Source organism: Larsenimonas salina, assembly GCF_023736155.1.
Classification (GTDB): Bacteria; Pseudomonadota; Gammaproteobacteria; order Pseudomonadales; family Halomonadaceae; genus Larsenimonas; species Larsenimonas salina.
Genome location: NZ_JAMLJJ010000004.1, coordinates 336364 through 350357 on the forward strand (window position 1 = coordinate 336364; position 13994 = coordinate 350357).

General features: G+C 58.6%; 15 protein-coding genes. 5 read left to right on the forward strand and 10 right to left on the reverse strand.

What is annotated here, in order from left to right; all coding sequences use genetic code 11:
• Nucleotides 1–172: 172 nt before the first annotated feature.
• The 6 genes from pstB to crcB all read right to left on the reverse strand — a co-directional run bounded on the left by pstB (nucleotide 173) and on the right by crcB (nucleotide 4881).
• The gene (gene pstB / locus NAT23_RS10475; protein WP_251928069.1) at nucleotides 173–985 is read right to left on the reverse strand and encodes a phosphate ABC transporter ATP-binding protein PstB; all 813 of its coding nucleotides are present in this window, start codon (nucleotides 983–985) and stop codon (nucleotides 173–175) included.
• Between the two features lie 61 nt (nucleotides 986–1046).
• A complete protein-coding gene (pstA, locus tag NAT23_RS10480; protein ID WP_251594208.1) occupies nucleotides 1047–1919 on the reverse strand; it encodes a phosphate ABC transporter permease PstA in 873 nt (290 codons plus the stop codon).
• A gap of 11 nt (nucleotides 1920–1930) precedes the next feature.
• Nucleotides 1931–2875 (reverse strand): phosphate ABC transporter permease subunit PstC, encoded by a 945-nt coding sequence (pstC, locus tag NAT23_RS10485; protein ID WP_251928071.1) that lies wholly within the window; start codon nucleotides 2873–2875, stop codon nucleotides 1931–1933.
• Between the two features lie 99 nt (nucleotides 2876–2974).
• Nucleotides 2975–4021 carry a phosphate ABC transporter substrate-binding protein PstS gene (pstS, locus tag NAT23_RS10490; protein WP_251928073.1) on the reverse strand — a complete coding sequence of 349 codons (1047 nt, stop codon included), beginning with the start codon at nucleotides 4019–4021 and terminating at the stop codon, nucleotides 2975–2977.
• A 135-nt stretch (nucleotides 4022–4156) separates the two neighbouring features.
• Nucleotides 4157–4483, reverse strand: coding sequence for a DUF190 domain-containing protein (locus tag NAT23_RS10495; RefSeq protein ID WP_251928074.1), 327 nt, complete (start codon nucleotides 4481–4483; stop codon nucleotides 4157–4159).
• Entirely contained in the window at nucleotides 4480–4881 is a 402-nt protein-coding gene (gene crcB, locus NAT23_RS10500; RefSeq protein ID WP_251928076.1) for a fluoride efflux transporter CrcB, read from the reverse strand. Before crcB ends, NAT23_RS10495 begins: the two co-directional genes overlap by 4 nt.
• Before the next feature lie 247 nt (nucleotides 4882–5128).
• Here crcB and NAT23_RS10505 point away from each other — a divergent pair, with 247 nt between their 5' ends.
• The gene (locus NAT23_RS10505; protein ID WP_251928078.1) at nucleotides 5129–6160 is read left to right on the forward strand and encodes a GGDEF domain-containing protein; all 1032 of its coding nucleotides are present in this window, start codon (nucleotides 5129–5131) and stop codon (nucleotides 6158–6160) included.
• Nucleotides 6161–6216: 56 nt separating this feature from the next.
• Here the strand turns inward: NAT23_RS10505 and NAT23_RS10510 are convergent, their stop codons facing one another.
• Nucleotides 6217–7287, reverse strand: a complete 1071-nt coding sequence (locus tag NAT23_RS10510; protein ID WP_251928080.1) for an aldo/keto reductase — start codon at nucleotides 7285–7287, stop codon at nucleotides 6217–6219.
• Nucleotides 7288–7358: 71 nt separating this feature from the next.
• On the reverse strand, nucleotides 7359–8723 hold the full coding sequence (locus NAT23_RS10515) for a DNA recombination protein RmuC (protein WP_251928082.1): 1365 nt from the start codon (nucleotides 8721–8723) through the stop codon (nucleotides 7359–7361).
• Nucleotides 8724–8913: 190 nt separating this feature from the next.
• Here NAT23_RS10515 and NAT23_RS10520 point away from each other — a divergent pair, with 190 nt between their 5' ends.
• From NAT23_RS10520 to NAT23_RS10530, 3 genes are all read left to right on the forward strand, one after another.
• Nucleotides 8914–9909, forward strand: a complete 996-nt coding sequence (locus NAT23_RS10520) for an aldo/keto reductase (RefSeq protein WP_251928084.1) — start codon at nucleotides 8914–8916, stop codon at nucleotides 9907–9909.
• A 75-nt stretch (nucleotides 9910–9984) separates the two neighbouring features.
• Nucleotides 9985–10548 carry a type 1 glutamine amidotransferase domain-containing protein gene (locus NAT23_RS10525; protein ID WP_251928086.1) on the forward strand — a complete coding sequence of 188 codons (564 nt, stop codon included), beginning with the start codon at nucleotides 9985–9987 and terminating at the stop codon, nucleotides 10546–10548.
• Between the two features lie 57 nt (nucleotides 10549–10605).
• Nucleotides 10606–11166 (forward strand): type 1 glutamine amidotransferase domain-containing protein, encoded by a 561-nt coding sequence (locus NAT23_RS10530; RefSeq protein ID WP_251928089.1) that lies wholly within the window; start codon nucleotides 10606–10608, stop codon nucleotides 11164–11166.
• A 54-nt stretch (nucleotides 11167–11220) separates the two neighbouring features.
• On the opposite strand, the gene NAT23_RS10535 is transcribed toward NAT23_RS10530, so the two are convergent.
• Both NAT23_RS10535 and NAT23_RS10540 read right to left on the reverse strand, forming a co-directional pair.
• Entirely contained in the window at nucleotides 11221–12687 is a 1467-nt protein-coding gene (locus NAT23_RS10535) for a sodium:solute symporter family protein (RefSeq protein ID WP_251928091.1), read from the reverse strand.
• A complete protein-coding gene (locus NAT23_RS10540; RefSeq protein WP_251928093.1) occupies nucleotides 12680–12913 on the reverse strand; it encodes a hypothetical protein in 234 nt (77 codons plus the stop codon). Before NAT23_RS10540 ends, NAT23_RS10535 begins: the two co-directional genes overlap by 8 nt.
• Nucleotides 12914–13234: 321 nt before the next feature.
• Between NAT23_RS10540 and dptF the strand changes: the two genes are divergently transcribed.
• Entirely contained in the window at nucleotides 13235–13924 is a 690-nt protein-coding gene (dptF, locus tag NAT23_RS10545) for a DNA phosphorothioation-dependent restriction protein DptF (RefSeq protein WP_251928095.1), read from the forward strand.
• Nucleotides 13925–13994: the final 70 nt, after the last annotated feature.

The window sequence follows — 13994 nt, forward strand, 5'->3', positions numbered from 1 at the left end:
CGTTATTCATGAGTAAACTCATTGAAGGTCAACGCGCTAAAGGCCCAGGTGCTTAAGACCCCAGTGGATCCATTGAAGGGTTCAAACGAAACAAGGGGGTGCACTAGGCACCCCCTTGTCGGATCCGCTCACCGCGGCAAATTACATAACAACTATAGCGAACTATAGACTTTTATCCATAACGACCTGTTATATAGTCCTCGGTCTGTTTTTTCGCCGGCTGAGTGAAAATCTGGTCGGTCTGGCCGCACTCGACCAGCTCGCCCAGGTACATGAACGCCGTGATATCAGAGACGCGCGCCGCCTGCTGCATGTTGTGCGTCACGATGGCAATGGTGTATTCCTTTTTGAGCTCGTTGATCAGATCCTCGATGTAGCCCGTCGAGATCGGATCCAGCGCCGAGGTCGGCTCATCCAGCAGGATGACCTCCGGCTTGACCGCAATCGTTCGTGCGATACAAAGGCGCTGCTGCTGGCCACCGGAGAGCGCCTGGCCGTTGTTCTTGAGCTTGTCCTTGACTTCATCCCACAGCGCGGCGCGCTTCAGCGCCCATTCGACCCGCTCGTCCATGTCCCGGCTCGACAGCCGCTCATAGAGCTTCACACCAAAGGCAACGTTGTCATACACCGACATCGGAAACGGCGTCGGCTTTTGAAACACCATGCCAATGCGTGCGCGAAGCAGGTTGATGTCGATGCGCTTGTCATTGATGTTCTGACCGTTGAGCAGCAGCTCGCCCTCGGTCTTGAGGCCGGGGTAGAGGTCATGAATCCGGTTGAAGCACCGCAAGAGCGTCGACTTGCCACAGCCGGACGGGCCGATGAACGCGGTGACCTGATTGGCCGGAATCGACAGCGAAATATCTTTCAATGCCTGAAAGTCGCCGTAATAGAAGTTCAGGTTATTGACCTGCAACTTGGTCGGATGCGCCGACTGATCCACCGCCGCGCGCTCCGGTATCGTATGACTGAATGTCGTCGTCATGGCGTTGGCCCCTGTGCGCGAATACGCATACGTTTCTTTTGATTGAGTCGTCATCACTCTATTACCCCTTGCGCCGTTCGGAAACGACACGCGCCACAATGTTCAAAAGCAAAATCGCCACGGTCAGGATCAGCGCCCCCGCCCAGGCAAGTTCGACCTGACGCGGAATGAACGAATTGATGGTCATGTTCTGATAAAGCGTCATCGGAAGGTTCGGCATCTCGGAATTGAGATCGAAGAAATTCCACTGATTCGAATTGAGCGAGGTGAAGATCAGTGGCGCGGTTTCACCACTGATACGCGCGCACCCAAGCAGAATGCCCGTGATGATTCCGGCACGTGCGCCGCTGTAGCAGACCTTGCAGACCACCAGCCAGCGATGCGCGCCAAGTGCCGACGCCGCCTCTCGAAGCGAATTGGGCACAAGCTTCAGCATGTCTTCGGTCGAGCGAATCACCACCGGAATGATCAGAACCGCCAGCGCCGCAACCCCGGCCCACCCGGAAAAGTGGCCGCTCGGCAGCACCAGAATGGCGTAGATATAAAGCCCGACGATGATCGAGGGCGCCGACAGCAGCACATCATTGATAAACCGAATAAAGCTCGCCAGCCGTGATTTGCCGCCGTATTCGGCAAGCCAGGTGCCAGCGGCCACACCGACGATGGTACCGACAATCGTTGCAAGCGTGGTCATGATCAAACTGCCGAGAATGGCGTTACCAAGCCCGCCACCCGTCATCTTGGTGCGCTCGGTAAACACCGAAAGCTCAAGCGCCGAGGCCCCCTTGGTGACCAGACTGAACAGAATCAGCAAAAGCCAGATAATACCGAAGGCCGCGGCCGCCATGCAGAACGCCATCACTACGCGGTTGAACAGGCGACGACGCCGATAGACCGGGTTCGACGGCGTTAGATGCGGTGAACTCTCACTCATGGTGCGCTCTGTCATTTCGGCGCCCTCCGGTCCATCCGATTGAGCATCACGCGGGCAATGGCCAGCACGATGAAGGTAATGACGAACAGCATCAGGCCAAGCGCCAGAAGCGCCGAACGCTGAAGGCCGTCCGCTTCCGGAAACTGGTTGGCGATCAGCGCCGCGATCGACGTGCCCTGCCCGGTTACTGTCGGGTTGAAGAACAGGTTATTACCGATGACAAACGTCACGGCCATGGTCTCGCCCAGCGCTCGGCCAAGCCCGAGAATCACGCCCCCGACCAGCCCGCCCTTCACCGACGGGAAGATCACGCTCCGGGTTACCTCCCAGGTGGTGCAGCCAAGGCCATAGGCCGATTCGCGCACCATCGGCGGCACGGTCAGCATCACATCTCGCGTGATGGCCGTGATGAAGGGAATGATCATCACCGCAAGAATCAGGCCCGCGGTTGCAAGGCCGGTACCGGCCGGGAAGATGGTCGGAAAATGGCTTTGAAGGAACGGGGCCAGAACTTCCACACCCCACATGCCATAAATGATCGAGGGAACACCGGCGAGCAGCTCAACGGTCGTCCCGAGTGGACGCCTGAGCGCCGCCGGGCACTTCTCGGTCAAAAAGATCGCGATGCCCATGGAGACCGGTACGGCGATCGCGATGGCAATGCCTGAGGTGACCAGCGTTCCATAAATGGCCGGCAACGCACCGAAACGGTCCAGGTTGGCCGCCCAGCGGTCCTCGGTAAAGAAATGCCAGCCGAATTCAGACAGCGCCGGCCAACCCGAGATGACCAGTGACATCATGATGGTTCCCAGAAGCAGCAGAACCAGCAGTGCGAAACCTCGGGTCGTGTGTTCGAACAGACCATCGAGGCGGCGGTTGCGCTTGACGGCGGATTGTTCGGTTGGCGATGCGCCGAGCGTTACATCCTCGGACGCGCCAGACGTCGATTGGGTCACTGCATTACCCTCTTGCAACCAAAGTGACACATGAAACTTCTCTTATACAAAAACGCCGTGGCCGCAAGGCCACAGCGTCTTCATGACTCACGGTGTGGCTTACTTGGTCCAGACCTGCTCGCCGCCCTGACTCTTGATCTGTGACCAGACGTCCTGACGGATCATGCTGGAGACATTGTCGGGAATCGGAACGTAGTCGAGCTTGGTCGCGGCGTCATTGCCGTTCTTGTAGGCCCAGTCGAAGAACTTGAGCGCCTGCTTGGCCGCCTGCGGGTTCTGAACGTCGGTGTGCATCAGGATGAATGAGGCACCCACGATCGGCCAGCTCTGGCCTCCCGGCTGATCGGTCAGCACCAGATAAAGGCCATCGGCATTTTTCCAGTCGGCATTGGAGGCAGCTGCCTTGAAGCTTTCGATACCGGCGGTCACGAAATTGCCGGATTTATTCTCAAGCTGAGCGACCTTCAGGTTGTTCTGGTGGGCGTAGGCATACTCGACGTAGCCGATCCCGCCCGGCGTACCGGCGACCTGATTGGCAACACCTGCGTTGGCCTTGGCGCCGACACCTGCAGGCCAGGCAACGGACTTGCCTTCACCGACGTTGTTGGCGAAATCGCTGCTGACCTGTGCCAGGTAGTGCGTGAAGAGGAAGTTGGTGCCAGAGCCTTCCGCGCGATAGACCGGCGTGATGCGGGTATCCGGCAGGTCCATGTCCGGGTTCAGCTTGGCGATGGCGTCGTCATTCCAGTTGGAGATTTCGCCCATGTAGATCTTGGCAAGGGTTTCGCCATCGAGCTTGATCTTGGTGCCATCGATGCCCGGCACGTTCACGACCGGGACAACGCCACCCATGATCTGCGGCCACTGAACCAGGTTGTTTTCCTTGAGCTCGGAAGGCTTCATCGGCGCATCGCTTGCACCAAAGGTGACCGTGCGCGCAGTGATCTGCTTGATGCCACCGCCTGAGCCGATCGCCTGATAGTTTAGGCCGACGCCCGTTGCGTCCTGATAGGCGTCAGCCCACTGGGAGTAGACCGGGTACGGGAAGGTCGCACCTGCGCCAGTGATCGTGTCGGCGGCCATGGCCGAGGCCGAACCCAGCACGAGGGTCGAGGTGACAAGCGTTGCAGCAACGTTCTTCAACATCTTGGGTAGCTCCCTGATAGAGGCAACAGATGGCATATGAGATGGCGCGTTTGAGAGCGCTTCGTTTCGTTGCCGCTTAAGGTAGCAACCCAATATGTCAGTTTTGTGTCAGCCACCCCCAAGCCCCCGACGCGCTCACTCCGGCACAGCGTCTCCAAGCTGCCAGTATTCGATCGGACGCTTGACGCAAAAGAGCTCGATCGCCTCGCCCGTGACCGCCTTGATCAGCGCATCGGCCTTGTCGGGGTCGAGCACGAACATCACCTCTTCCGGCCGATCATTGAGCTCGAAAAAGTGCGCGCTGTGGTAGCGATGGTCGTTGCCGCGGCTATCAAGCGCGGTTCGGCGCGTATAACGCTCGATGCCGTGGGCCTTGGCAAGTTCGATCACCCGGTCAAGTACCGGCGTGCCGTGAGCCTTGCGCCCTTCCGGGGCCATGAAAGCCACTTCAAATCCGTTCATCCTGTCGCTCCTGTCACCATCCATCGAATCAACTTGACCGTGGCGAACCCGAGCCCGGTCATGCACAGTGCCCCAACCACGTGAAGCGCGATACCGGCAAGCGCCGTCAGATACCGACCCGACTGAAGCAAGCTCCACATTTCGGCCGAAAACGTTGAAAACGTCGTCAATGCCCCGAGAAACCCGGTCACGACGAACAACTTCAACGCCGGCGGAAGCTCTGGCAGCGCCATGAAACACGCAAGCGCCATGCCGATCAGCCACGACCCCAGCCAGTTTGCGATCAAGGTGCCCGGCGGAATGGCGGGAAACAACGCGTTGAGCAACAGCCCCAACCCCCACCGAAGGTTGGCACCCAGTGCCGCACCCAGCCCGATGGCAAGCATCGAATACCACATAGCGTTCTCACTTCAATTGCATCGTTGAAGGCAATGCGCCTTGCCTATCAAAAGGATAAGCTGGATTTAAGCTCCGATCAGTTGAATACGCAACTCCGCGATTCAACGCCCTTCATTCGATAAATCGCATGCATTGTCATTAGTGGCATATTCTCGCCTCTTCGTAACCATTCATGATAATTTAACCGACTTTGAATATAGCGCGCCCCTACCCCGGGCCCTCGTCGACCTGCGCAAGACGCCAGACATGCTGAAATGCCTACGCCCACTGAACTCCCCCACATCGCTCTCGCCGTTACAGCTGCGGCTCTATAACACGTTCTGGTACGTCAATATTCTGGCACTGCTTGCACTGGTGCCCTACCTGCTCATCGACCTCTTCATCGCCCCCTATCTCTGGGCCTTTCATGCGCTAGCCTCAGTGCTTCTACTATGCTCGCAGGTCCTGTTGCATCAAGGCTATCTGAAGGTGTCTCAATTGATGTCGCTGCTGACCAGTCTTGGCATCGTGACGCTGGCCTTTCTGGCCTTCGGCGGCGACAGCGGCATGGAGTACTACTATTTCCCGATCATGGTGGCGGCCGCGGCGAGTAGCGTCTGGCCGGTATGGCGGCGCATCGTGCTGACGGCCGTCATCGCAACGCTTACATTGATCTTGATGCTGCCCTCGTTCTACGCCCCCTGGCTCGCGCTCGATCCGAACATCCTGCTGGGCGTGCGGTTCTATAACATGGCCATGACCAGCACAATGCTGGTGTTCATCATGTTTCGGGCGCGGACCTTGATGGAGCTTCTCGGTCGGGACGCCGACATCGACCCCCTCACTCATACGCTCAATCGCCGCGCCTTCTTTCTCGCCGCAAGACGGCTTCAACGCCGCCGCCAGCGTTTTGCCCTGCTTCTGCTGGATCTGGATCACTTCAAATCGATCAACGACCGCTTTGGCCATGACGTCGGCGACCAGGCGCTGATTCACGTCGCCGCGCTGATGAAACAGCACACCCGGCGCCACCGTGACGCCCTTGGCCGCTATGGAGGGGAGGAGTTCGTGCTGATGCTCCAGGGGGCGTCAAAAGAGCACGCACTTCGCATCAGTCAGGCACTGTGCGCGACCATCGCCGAGACGCCGTTTACCTATCGGGGGCACACCCTTGCGATGACCGTCTCGATCGGCGTCAGTCTGTCCGATGAATCAAGCGATCTGGATACCGTGCTTTCCCTGGCGGACCAGCGGCTTTATCAGGCCAAGAGCGCAGGACGAAATCGGGCCATCATGTAGATGGCCCGATCGGTGCGGTAGGTGGAACCAGGGCGTGGCTCAGGCGCGCGCCAGAATCAGCGGCGCTCGCGAATGGTGCGTTCGTGTTCGTCGAGGAACAGGCGCTCGGCCGGGTCGATTCGATCCATGCCGGACACCACGCGGTGCCAGTACGGATACTGCGGCGCCTGCTGGGTCAAACGGTCGAGGCGCTCGGTTTCCGAGTCGTCAAGTTCGAGCTCGACCGCAGCAAGATCGTCTTTCAGATGCGCATCCGACCGCGCGCCAATGATCAGGGCCGTCACGCCCGGACGATCCTTGAGCCACGACAGGCAGACCCGGGCGATGGAGCACTCATGCGCGGCGCCGATCTCGGCCATCGCTTCGATGATATCGAGCGCACGCTCCATGTCGTGTACGTAGGGTTCCGGCCAGCCCGAGCCCTGACGCGTATTTTCTGGCGTTGTCTGACCGCGGCGAACGCTTCCAGCCAGAAGCCCCTCGCCCATCGGCCCCCATATAAGCGTCCCGACATTCTGATCGAGCGCCATCGGCATCAGCTCGTACTCGGCCTCGCGGGATTCCGGCGTGTAATAGATCTGCTGCGAGACCGGACGCATCCAGCCGTTCAAATCCGCAGCCCCCAGCGTTTTCATCATTTGCCAGGCGGTATAGTTCGAGGTGCCGAAATAACGGATCTTGCCGCTTCGAACCAGATGATCGAGCGCCTCGAGCGTTTCCTCGACCGGCGTCACGCCATCCCAGTTATGAATCTGATACAGATCGAGGTGATCGGTGCCAAGCCGTTTGAGGCTGGCCTCGACGCCGTTGATGATGTGGTAGCGCGACGCGCCGCTGGCATTGGGATCGTCACTCAAGGGGCTTCGCACCTTGGACGCCAGCAAAATATCCTGGCGTTTGCTGCCAAGCGCCTGCCCGACCAGCTCTTCCGTAAGCCCAAACGAGTAAAGATCGGCGGTATCCACCATATTGACGCCGGCATCAAAGGCAAGGCCCATATGCCGTTTAACGTCATCCAGCCCAAGGCCGCCACATTTCTCGAAGCCGCCACGGCCTCCGTAAGGCACCGTGCCAAGCACCAGCTCTGACACCATGAGCCCTGAATTTCCGAGCGGACGATAACGCATAGTCTTGGCCTCCTTGCCACTTAAGTCGAAGACCTCAGTGTGGCAAAGACACGGTGTTTCTCAAGGCGATCTCATGATCGGCCACGGCCGGGGTGACGAACGCCCAATTCTCTGAGCTGCTCGGCCTGATTGACCAGACTGCCCTGCCCGTCCTTCAAGCGGTTAAGCGCCTGCTGGTGGCTTTTTTGCGCGCGGGTGAGCTGCTCGCCAACGTCCTCGAGGCTTGAAACGAAGCCGTGGAACTTGCCCAGCAGCCGCTCGGCACGCTCTGTGATCGCCCGGGCGTTTTCATTCTGACGCTCCAGCCGCCAGAGATTGGCCACCGTTCGCAGGCTTGCAAGCAACGTCGTCGGCGTGACCAGCACGATGTGGCGATCGAACGCGAACTGAAAAAGGGTTGGGTCATGCTCGAAGGCCAGTGCGAACGCCGGCTCCACCGGCATGAACAGAAACACCATGTCCGGTGAGTTAAGTCCGTGAAGCGCGGCGTAATCCTTGCGGGCGAGCCGCTCGACGTGTTGACGCACTGCGGCGAGATGGCGCTTCAATGCGTCACGACGCGCAGACTCCTCCTCGCATTCAATGAACGCCAGATAATCCACCAGCGACACCTTGGCATCAACGACCAGATGCCGGCCTTCCGGCAGATCGATGATGACGTCAGGGCGGGCTCGCCCCTGCTCCCCGGTAAGGGCGACTTCGCGGCGATACTCATGCCCCTTTCGAAGCCCGGAGCGCTCCAGCACGGTCTCAAGCAGCATTTCGCCCCAGTTGCCCTGCTGCTTGCGATCGCCTTTCAAGGCCTTGGTGAGGTTGGCGGCGTCGTCACTCATTTGACGGTTGAGATTGGCCAGCTGATCGATCTGGGTGCGAAGGCGCACCTGCTCGCGCTGCTCATCGCTGTGAAGTGTTTCGAGCCGGCGCTGAAAGTGACCGACCTGCTCCCGAAACGGCCCCAGGAGCGCCTCGAGGCTCTGACGACTGCGGTCATCGAACTGGCGGCTGCGCTCGTCGAAAATGCGCCCGGCCAGGTGCTCGAACTCCTGGGTGAGCCGGGCTCTGGCCTGCTTGAGCTCATCGAGCTGAGCCGCGTGATGGGCCTGGGCCTGTTCATGGCGTGACTCGAGCACGGCCAGCTGCGTTTCGGCGTCATGGCGGGCGCGGGCGTCCTGAACCGCCTGCGCGCTCAGCGTCTTGAACTCCTGACGCACGTCTTTCAGGGTTTGCTGACTCTGCTCCAGAAGCGCGTCGCGCTCGGCAAGCAGCCGCTCGGTTTCGCTGCACTCCTGAGTCTTGTGCTCAAGCGCCTCCTCACACTGGCCGAGCGCCTCGCCAAGCTCGACAATCCGCCGACGCAATAGCCACACCGGCACCAGCGCACCGCACAAGAGCCCCGCAATCATCGCGACAACCAGCGCTAACGCATCATTTGACATGACCGACTTCCATTTGAAACGTAGGAGATGAGGTGTCCGAGAGTGTATCAGCGAACTATCAAATCGGTGCCTGTCACGCCGCGCCCTTGAATCGAGTCTTCGCTATCCCAACCCATTTTAATGAGCGCGGGCAAAGCGTCCTGATGGCGTCTACGATAATGAGCACGCTATCGATTCATGGAGGAAAGAGATGGAAACGATCACGCTACCGAACAGCGACCTCACCGGCAGCCGCATCGCACTTGGCACCTGGGCCATCGGCGGCTGGATGTGGGGCGGCACCGACGAAAAGCAGTCGATCGATACGGTCAAAAGCGCGGTCGAGCGCGGAATTACCACCATCGACACCGCCCCGGTCTATGGCTTTGGCGAGTCCGAAACGCTGGTTGGCAAGGCGCTCAAGCAGCACGGCCTGCGCGATCAGGTGTTGCTTGCCACCAAGTGCGGACTCAACTGGACTGAAGACAGCGCCGTCTATCGCGACGCGACGCAGTCGCGCCTGACGCAGGAAGTCGAGGACAGCCTTCGTCGCCTTCAAACCGACCGCATCGATCTGTATCAGCTGCACTGGCCCGACCCCACCGTCGAGATCGACGAGGTGGCCCATACCCTGCAAACGCTCAAGGAACAGGGCAAGATTCGCGCGGTCGGCGTCAGCAATTTCAGCGTCGAGCAAATGAACGCCTTCAACCGCGTCTGCCCGCTGAGCACGATCCAGCCGCCCTACAACCTGTTCGAGCGCGACATCGAACGCGACATTCTGCCGGCTGCGCGTGACGCCAACATCGGCACGCTCACCTACGGCGCGCTCTGTCGCGGGCTGCTGTCCGGCAAGATGCGCGAAGACACCACCTTCGATGGCGATGACCTTCGAAACAACGACCCCAAGTTCCAGAAGGGCCGTTTCGAGCAGTATCTGAAGGCCGTCAAGCGCCTCGACGACTACGCCCGCGAGCACTACAACAAGACCGTGCTCGAGCTGTCGCTTCGCTGGCTTCTGGATCAGGACGGCGTCTCCATCGCGCTTTGGGGCGCACGCCGCCCCGATCAGCTCGACCCGGCCGACAACGTCATGGGCTGGTCGCTCGATCAAAACGCCAAACGCGATATCGATGCCATCTTGGATGAATGCATCACTGACCCGGTCGGCCCGGAATTCATGGCGCCGCCCACTCGTAACGACTAGGGTTTACCCGCCCGGACGCGTCAAGGCGCGTCCGGTTTCCGAGACACATACCGACATGACACAAGGAGTAGTTTCATGACTCAGTCTCTTAAAGGCGTTCGCGTCGCCATTCTCGCAAGCGATGGGTTCGAGGAATCCGAACTCAGCGTACCCCGCGCCGAGCTGGACGCAGCCGGCATCGAAACGCACATCATCGCGCCGGAGCACGGCCACATTACCGCGTGGGCCGAGACCGAGTGGGGCGAGAAATACCACGTCGACAAGACCCTCGATGAGGTCAGCGAGCACGACTACGCCGCCCTGATGCTGCCCGGTGGCGTCATCAACCCAGACACGCTCAGACAGAACGAGAAGGCACAACATTTCGTGCGCGGCTTCTTCGAGGCTGGCAAGCCGGTTGGCGCCATCTGCCACGCACCGTGGATCCTGATCAATGCAGGCGTGGTCGACGGCCGCCGCATGACCTCCATTCCCTCGATCTCAAAGGATCTGATCAACGCAGGCGCCGAGTGGGAAGATTCAGAAGTGGTCTGCGACAACGCGCTGGTCACCAGCCGCAAACCCTCTGATCTCGACGCCTTCTGCAGCAAGTTGATCGAAGAGATCGACGAGGGCCGACACAGCAAGCAGCACGCTTGATAGAGCGCTCTAAATCACAGCACCTCATCATCACGGACGATACACGGAGCTAGATTCATGTCAGAACTGAAAGGCACCAAGGTCGCGATTCTCGCCACACACGGCTTCGAGGAATCCGAACTGACCTCGCCGAAAAAGGCGCTTGAAGCGCAAAGCATCGAAGTGCACGTCGTCGCCCCCGAAGGCGGCAGCATCCGCGCCTGGGCCGAAACGGACTGGGGCGCCGAGTACCCGGTCGACAAGACCCTCGATGAGGTCAGCGCCGACGACTACGACGCGCTGCAACTTCCGGGCGGGCTGTTCAACCCCGATACCCTGCGCGGCAACGAACAGGCACTCGAATTCACCCGCGCGTTTTTCAAGGCCGGAAAGCCCGTCGGGGCGATCTGCCACGCGCCGTGGATTTTGATCAACGCAGAAGTCGTCGAAGGCCGCCGGTTGACGTCGGTCGCCTCGGTTTCACAGGATCTAACCAACGCGGGCGCCAAGTGGGAAGACGCTGAAGTCGTCTGCGACAGCGCCCTGGTCACCAGCCGTACGCCGGCCGATCTGAACGCGTTCAATGCCAAATTGATCGAGGAAATCAAGGAAGGCAAACATCGCAAGCAGCACGCCTGATGCGATCGCTTCCTTGACTGAAATGAAAACGGGCGCCCTTGGGCGCCCGTTTTTTTAGCGTGAATGCCGAGGGTTCATCGCCCGCTCGAACCGGTCAATCACCTCCTCCGCCACCGGCGGCGTTCGAAGCGATACCCACACAAATACCGGCAGATTCAGTAAAAGCCCCCAGAACCCCGCGTGAATATCCAGGGGGTTGCGCCAGATCACCGTGAACAAAAGCGTCACCACGAACCCGCTTAAAAGCCCGGCAAGGACACCCACCGTCGAGGCCCGCGGCCACAGGAACATGCCGATGAACGCCGGCACCACCTGAGCGGCAAACCCAAGCCCCACCAGCAGGATCATCACCAGATTCGACGGCTCCGTGATCGCAACCGGCGCGACAATGCCCGCCATGATCACAATCAAGAGTCCCCGCGCCAGACGCGCGGTGGCCCCATCGCTCAGACCGGTCATGGGCTTGACCACGTCGTTGGCCCAGGTAAGCGCCGTTGAGTGCAGAAACGGCTCACACGAGGACATCGCGGCCGCAAGCGTCCCCGCCCCCAGAAGCCCCGCGAGCCAAACCGGCATGCTCGTCAGTGCCAGCTCGAGCGCGACGGTGTCGGCGCGCGAAAGCTCGGGCAGCGCCCATACCCCAATGAACCCAACCACCACCATCGGCAAAATGATCACGTAGTAGCTTGGAAGCCAGGTGGCACTTCGCCGAAGCGCCCCGGCGCTTTTGGCGCTCATCCACTGCACCCAGACCGGGGGCATGAACGAAATCATCGAGACCACGATCGCGGTGGTCCAAAACGAAAAGCTCATTGAGCCATCCGCGCCCGGAAGGGTTAGATACTCGGGGCGCTCGCGCTGAAACCGCTCGAATACCGCGCCAAACTGCCAGCTTCCGGTGAACTGATGCGTCGCCCACAGCCCGACCCACCAGGCCACGATCAGCATCAATCCACCCTGGAACGCATTGGTCAGCCCAATGGCCCGCTGGCCACTCACAACGAGATAGATCGCCATCACACCGAGCACCAGCCAGACCGCCGCCGACACCGGAAGTGCGCCCCCGCTGAACACGTTCAGAATGTAGGCCGCGCCGATCGTCTGAAGTACCGCGTACGAGAGCGTACCGATCGACATGACAAGCGCTGCCAGCGCCCCGAGCCCCGCGCTCTGATAGCGGTCCCGGATGGCACTGGCCTGGGTCACATGACCAAAGGCGTTGCCGAGCCGCCACACTTTCGGGCCGACGTACCAGGCCACCAGCGCGAGATAGGAGAGATAGACCACCACATAAAAGACCGGCACACCCTTGCTGTACGCCCAGCCGGGGGCGCCCATGAAGGTATAGGCACTGATGCTGCCGGCACCGATCAGCAGATACAGCGTGACAGAGCCCATGCTGCGCCCGGCCACTGCCCACTGCTCGAGCCGCGCCATGCTGTGGCCATGACGCGCATAAAGCCCGATAGCCAGCGCCACGGCCAGATACCCGACCGTGATCAGAAACGGCGTTTCAGTCATCGTCGCCTCGCCCACAGATCCGATTCCCGATCACCATTGCAAGGGTCGAGGCGGCAACAATCACATACGCCCACACCGCGAGCAGCGGAAGGCCCGCGACCAGCACGGGCCGGTTGACCCAGGTCACCACCGGCCATAGGCCCGACACGATCACCATAAGAAACAGCCCGACGCACAGCCAGCCACCGCGTGTACTCGGCCGCATGAGTGCCAAAGGTTTTTTCACGTACCACTCCCGCTCAACAGTCTTTAGAGCGCCATTGTCGGAAAGCGCGAGGCTTGATGCTACCTGAATCTAAGTAGAAGATTTCGAAGATGAATTCGCTATGAGTAAAGCATTTCCAAACTATATGGAAATGCCTCAACAAGAAAAGCTACTAAAGGAAAACCGGTAGTGCGGCAGAAACTCGTGTGGCATGCTAATCAAAATTCTATATATCCCTAGAACCAACTAGCAAAAGCATTCAGCTATAAGATAAAAAATATTTAAATGAATTTTAAATACAGTTTCAAACCAACTTCATTATAGAAAAATTGGATTCTGAAAATGTTTTTTAGTGAACTACTCGGTACATTAGCCCACTCTTCAGCGCAATCTGTCTCTACCCTTTCTAAAGACAATGGGGTAGCAAAAGAATTAAAAGAACATCTTTATATAAAAACCGACATCGAAAAAGATTTTAAATATATTTTGGATAACAGTCTAAAAAAAGGCAACATCCTTTTTTTGTGTGGGTCATCCGGCGATGGAAAATCAGAGCTTTTGAGTCGTTATTATGAAGAATATTCAGAGAATTTTATATTCCATCTGGATGCGACTCATAGCTTCAAGCCAGACCAGACAGCCGTAGAAGCACTGGATCGGCTTTTTGATGAACATCAGGATTGGGACAAACCTTTAATTATCGGCATAAATGTCGGCATGCTATTTAATTACCAAAATAGCGGCGCAGAGAAACACTCTTCTGTAAAAGAAGCAATTAATCAATTTACCCAAGGAAAAAACCCTTATAGTAAATATCAGTTCCTCAACTTTGAGGACTATCCAAAATTTAGCCTTGAAGATGGAAACGTTGGCTCTAAATTTATATCTCTTCTACTCCATAAAGTGACTGAAGCAGTCTCAGAAAACCCGCTGCACCGTGCCTATAAGGCAGACCCTTCAAAAGAAATCGATTTAAAATGGCTCTTCGTCGCTGGGTGTGGAATTCGCCCCCTGAGCTGGGCCAGGATATGACCTCCACATGGACAGGAGGTACGACATGGACGGCACGCAGATTCTGACCCTCGGCCTAGGCCTTGAAGCG

What these genes read in the sequence shown, in the direction of transcription:
- pstB (WP_251928069.1), bottom strand. Translation starts at nt 985, where the DNA reads ATGACGACGACATTCAGTCATACGATACCGGAGCGCGCGGCGGTGGAT.
- pstA (WP_251594208.1), bottom strand. Translation starts at nt 1,919, where the DNA reads ATGAGTGAGAGTTCACCGCATCTAACGCCGTCGAACCCGGTCTATCGG.
- pstS (WP_251928073.1), bottom strand. Translation starts at nt 4,021, where the DNA reads ATGTTGAAGAACGTTGCTGCAACGCTTGTCACCTCGACCCTCGTGCTG.
- NAT23_RS10495 (WP_251928074.1), bottom strand. Translation starts at nt 4,483, where the DNA reads ATGAACGGATTTGAAGTGGCTTTCATGGCCCCGGAAGGGCGCAAGGCT.
- crcB (WP_251928076.1), bottom strand. Translation starts at nt 4,881, where the DNA reads ATGTGGTATTCGATGCTTGCCATCGGGCTGGGTGCGGCACTGGGTGCC.
- NAT23_RS10505 (WP_251928078.1), top strand. Translation starts at nt 5,129, where the DNA reads ATGCTGAAATGCCTACGCCCACTGAACTCCCCCACATCGCTCTCGCCG.
- NAT23_RS10510 (WP_251928080.1), bottom strand. Translation starts at nt 7,287, where the DNA reads ATGCGTTATCGTCCGCTCGGAAATTCAGGGCTCATGGTGTCAGAGCTG.
- NAT23_RS10515 (WP_251928082.1), bottom strand. Translation starts at nt 8,723, where the DNA reads ATGTCAAATGATGCGTTAGCGCTGGTTGTCGCGATGATTGCGGGGCTC.
- NAT23_RS10520 (WP_251928084.1), top strand. Translation starts at nt 8,914, where the DNA reads ATGGAAACGATCACGCTACCGAACAGCGACCTCACCGGCAGCCGCATC.
- NAT23_RS10525 (WP_251928086.1), top strand. Translation starts at nt 9,985, where the DNA reads ATGACTCAGTCTCTTAAAGGCGTTCGCGTCGCCATTCTCGCAAGCGAT.
- NAT23_RS10530 (WP_251928089.1), top strand. Translation starts at nt 10,606, where the DNA reads ATGTCAGAACTGAAAGGCACCAAGGTCGCGATTCTCGCCACACACGGC.
- NAT23_RS10535 (WP_251928091.1), bottom strand. Translation starts at nt 12,687, where the DNA reads ATGACTGAAACGCCGTTTCTGATCACGGTCGGGTATCTGGCCGTGGCG.
- dptF (WP_251928095.1), top strand. Translation starts at nt 13,235, where the DNA reads ATGTTTTTTAGTGAACTACTCGGTACATTAGCCCACTCTTCAGCGCAA.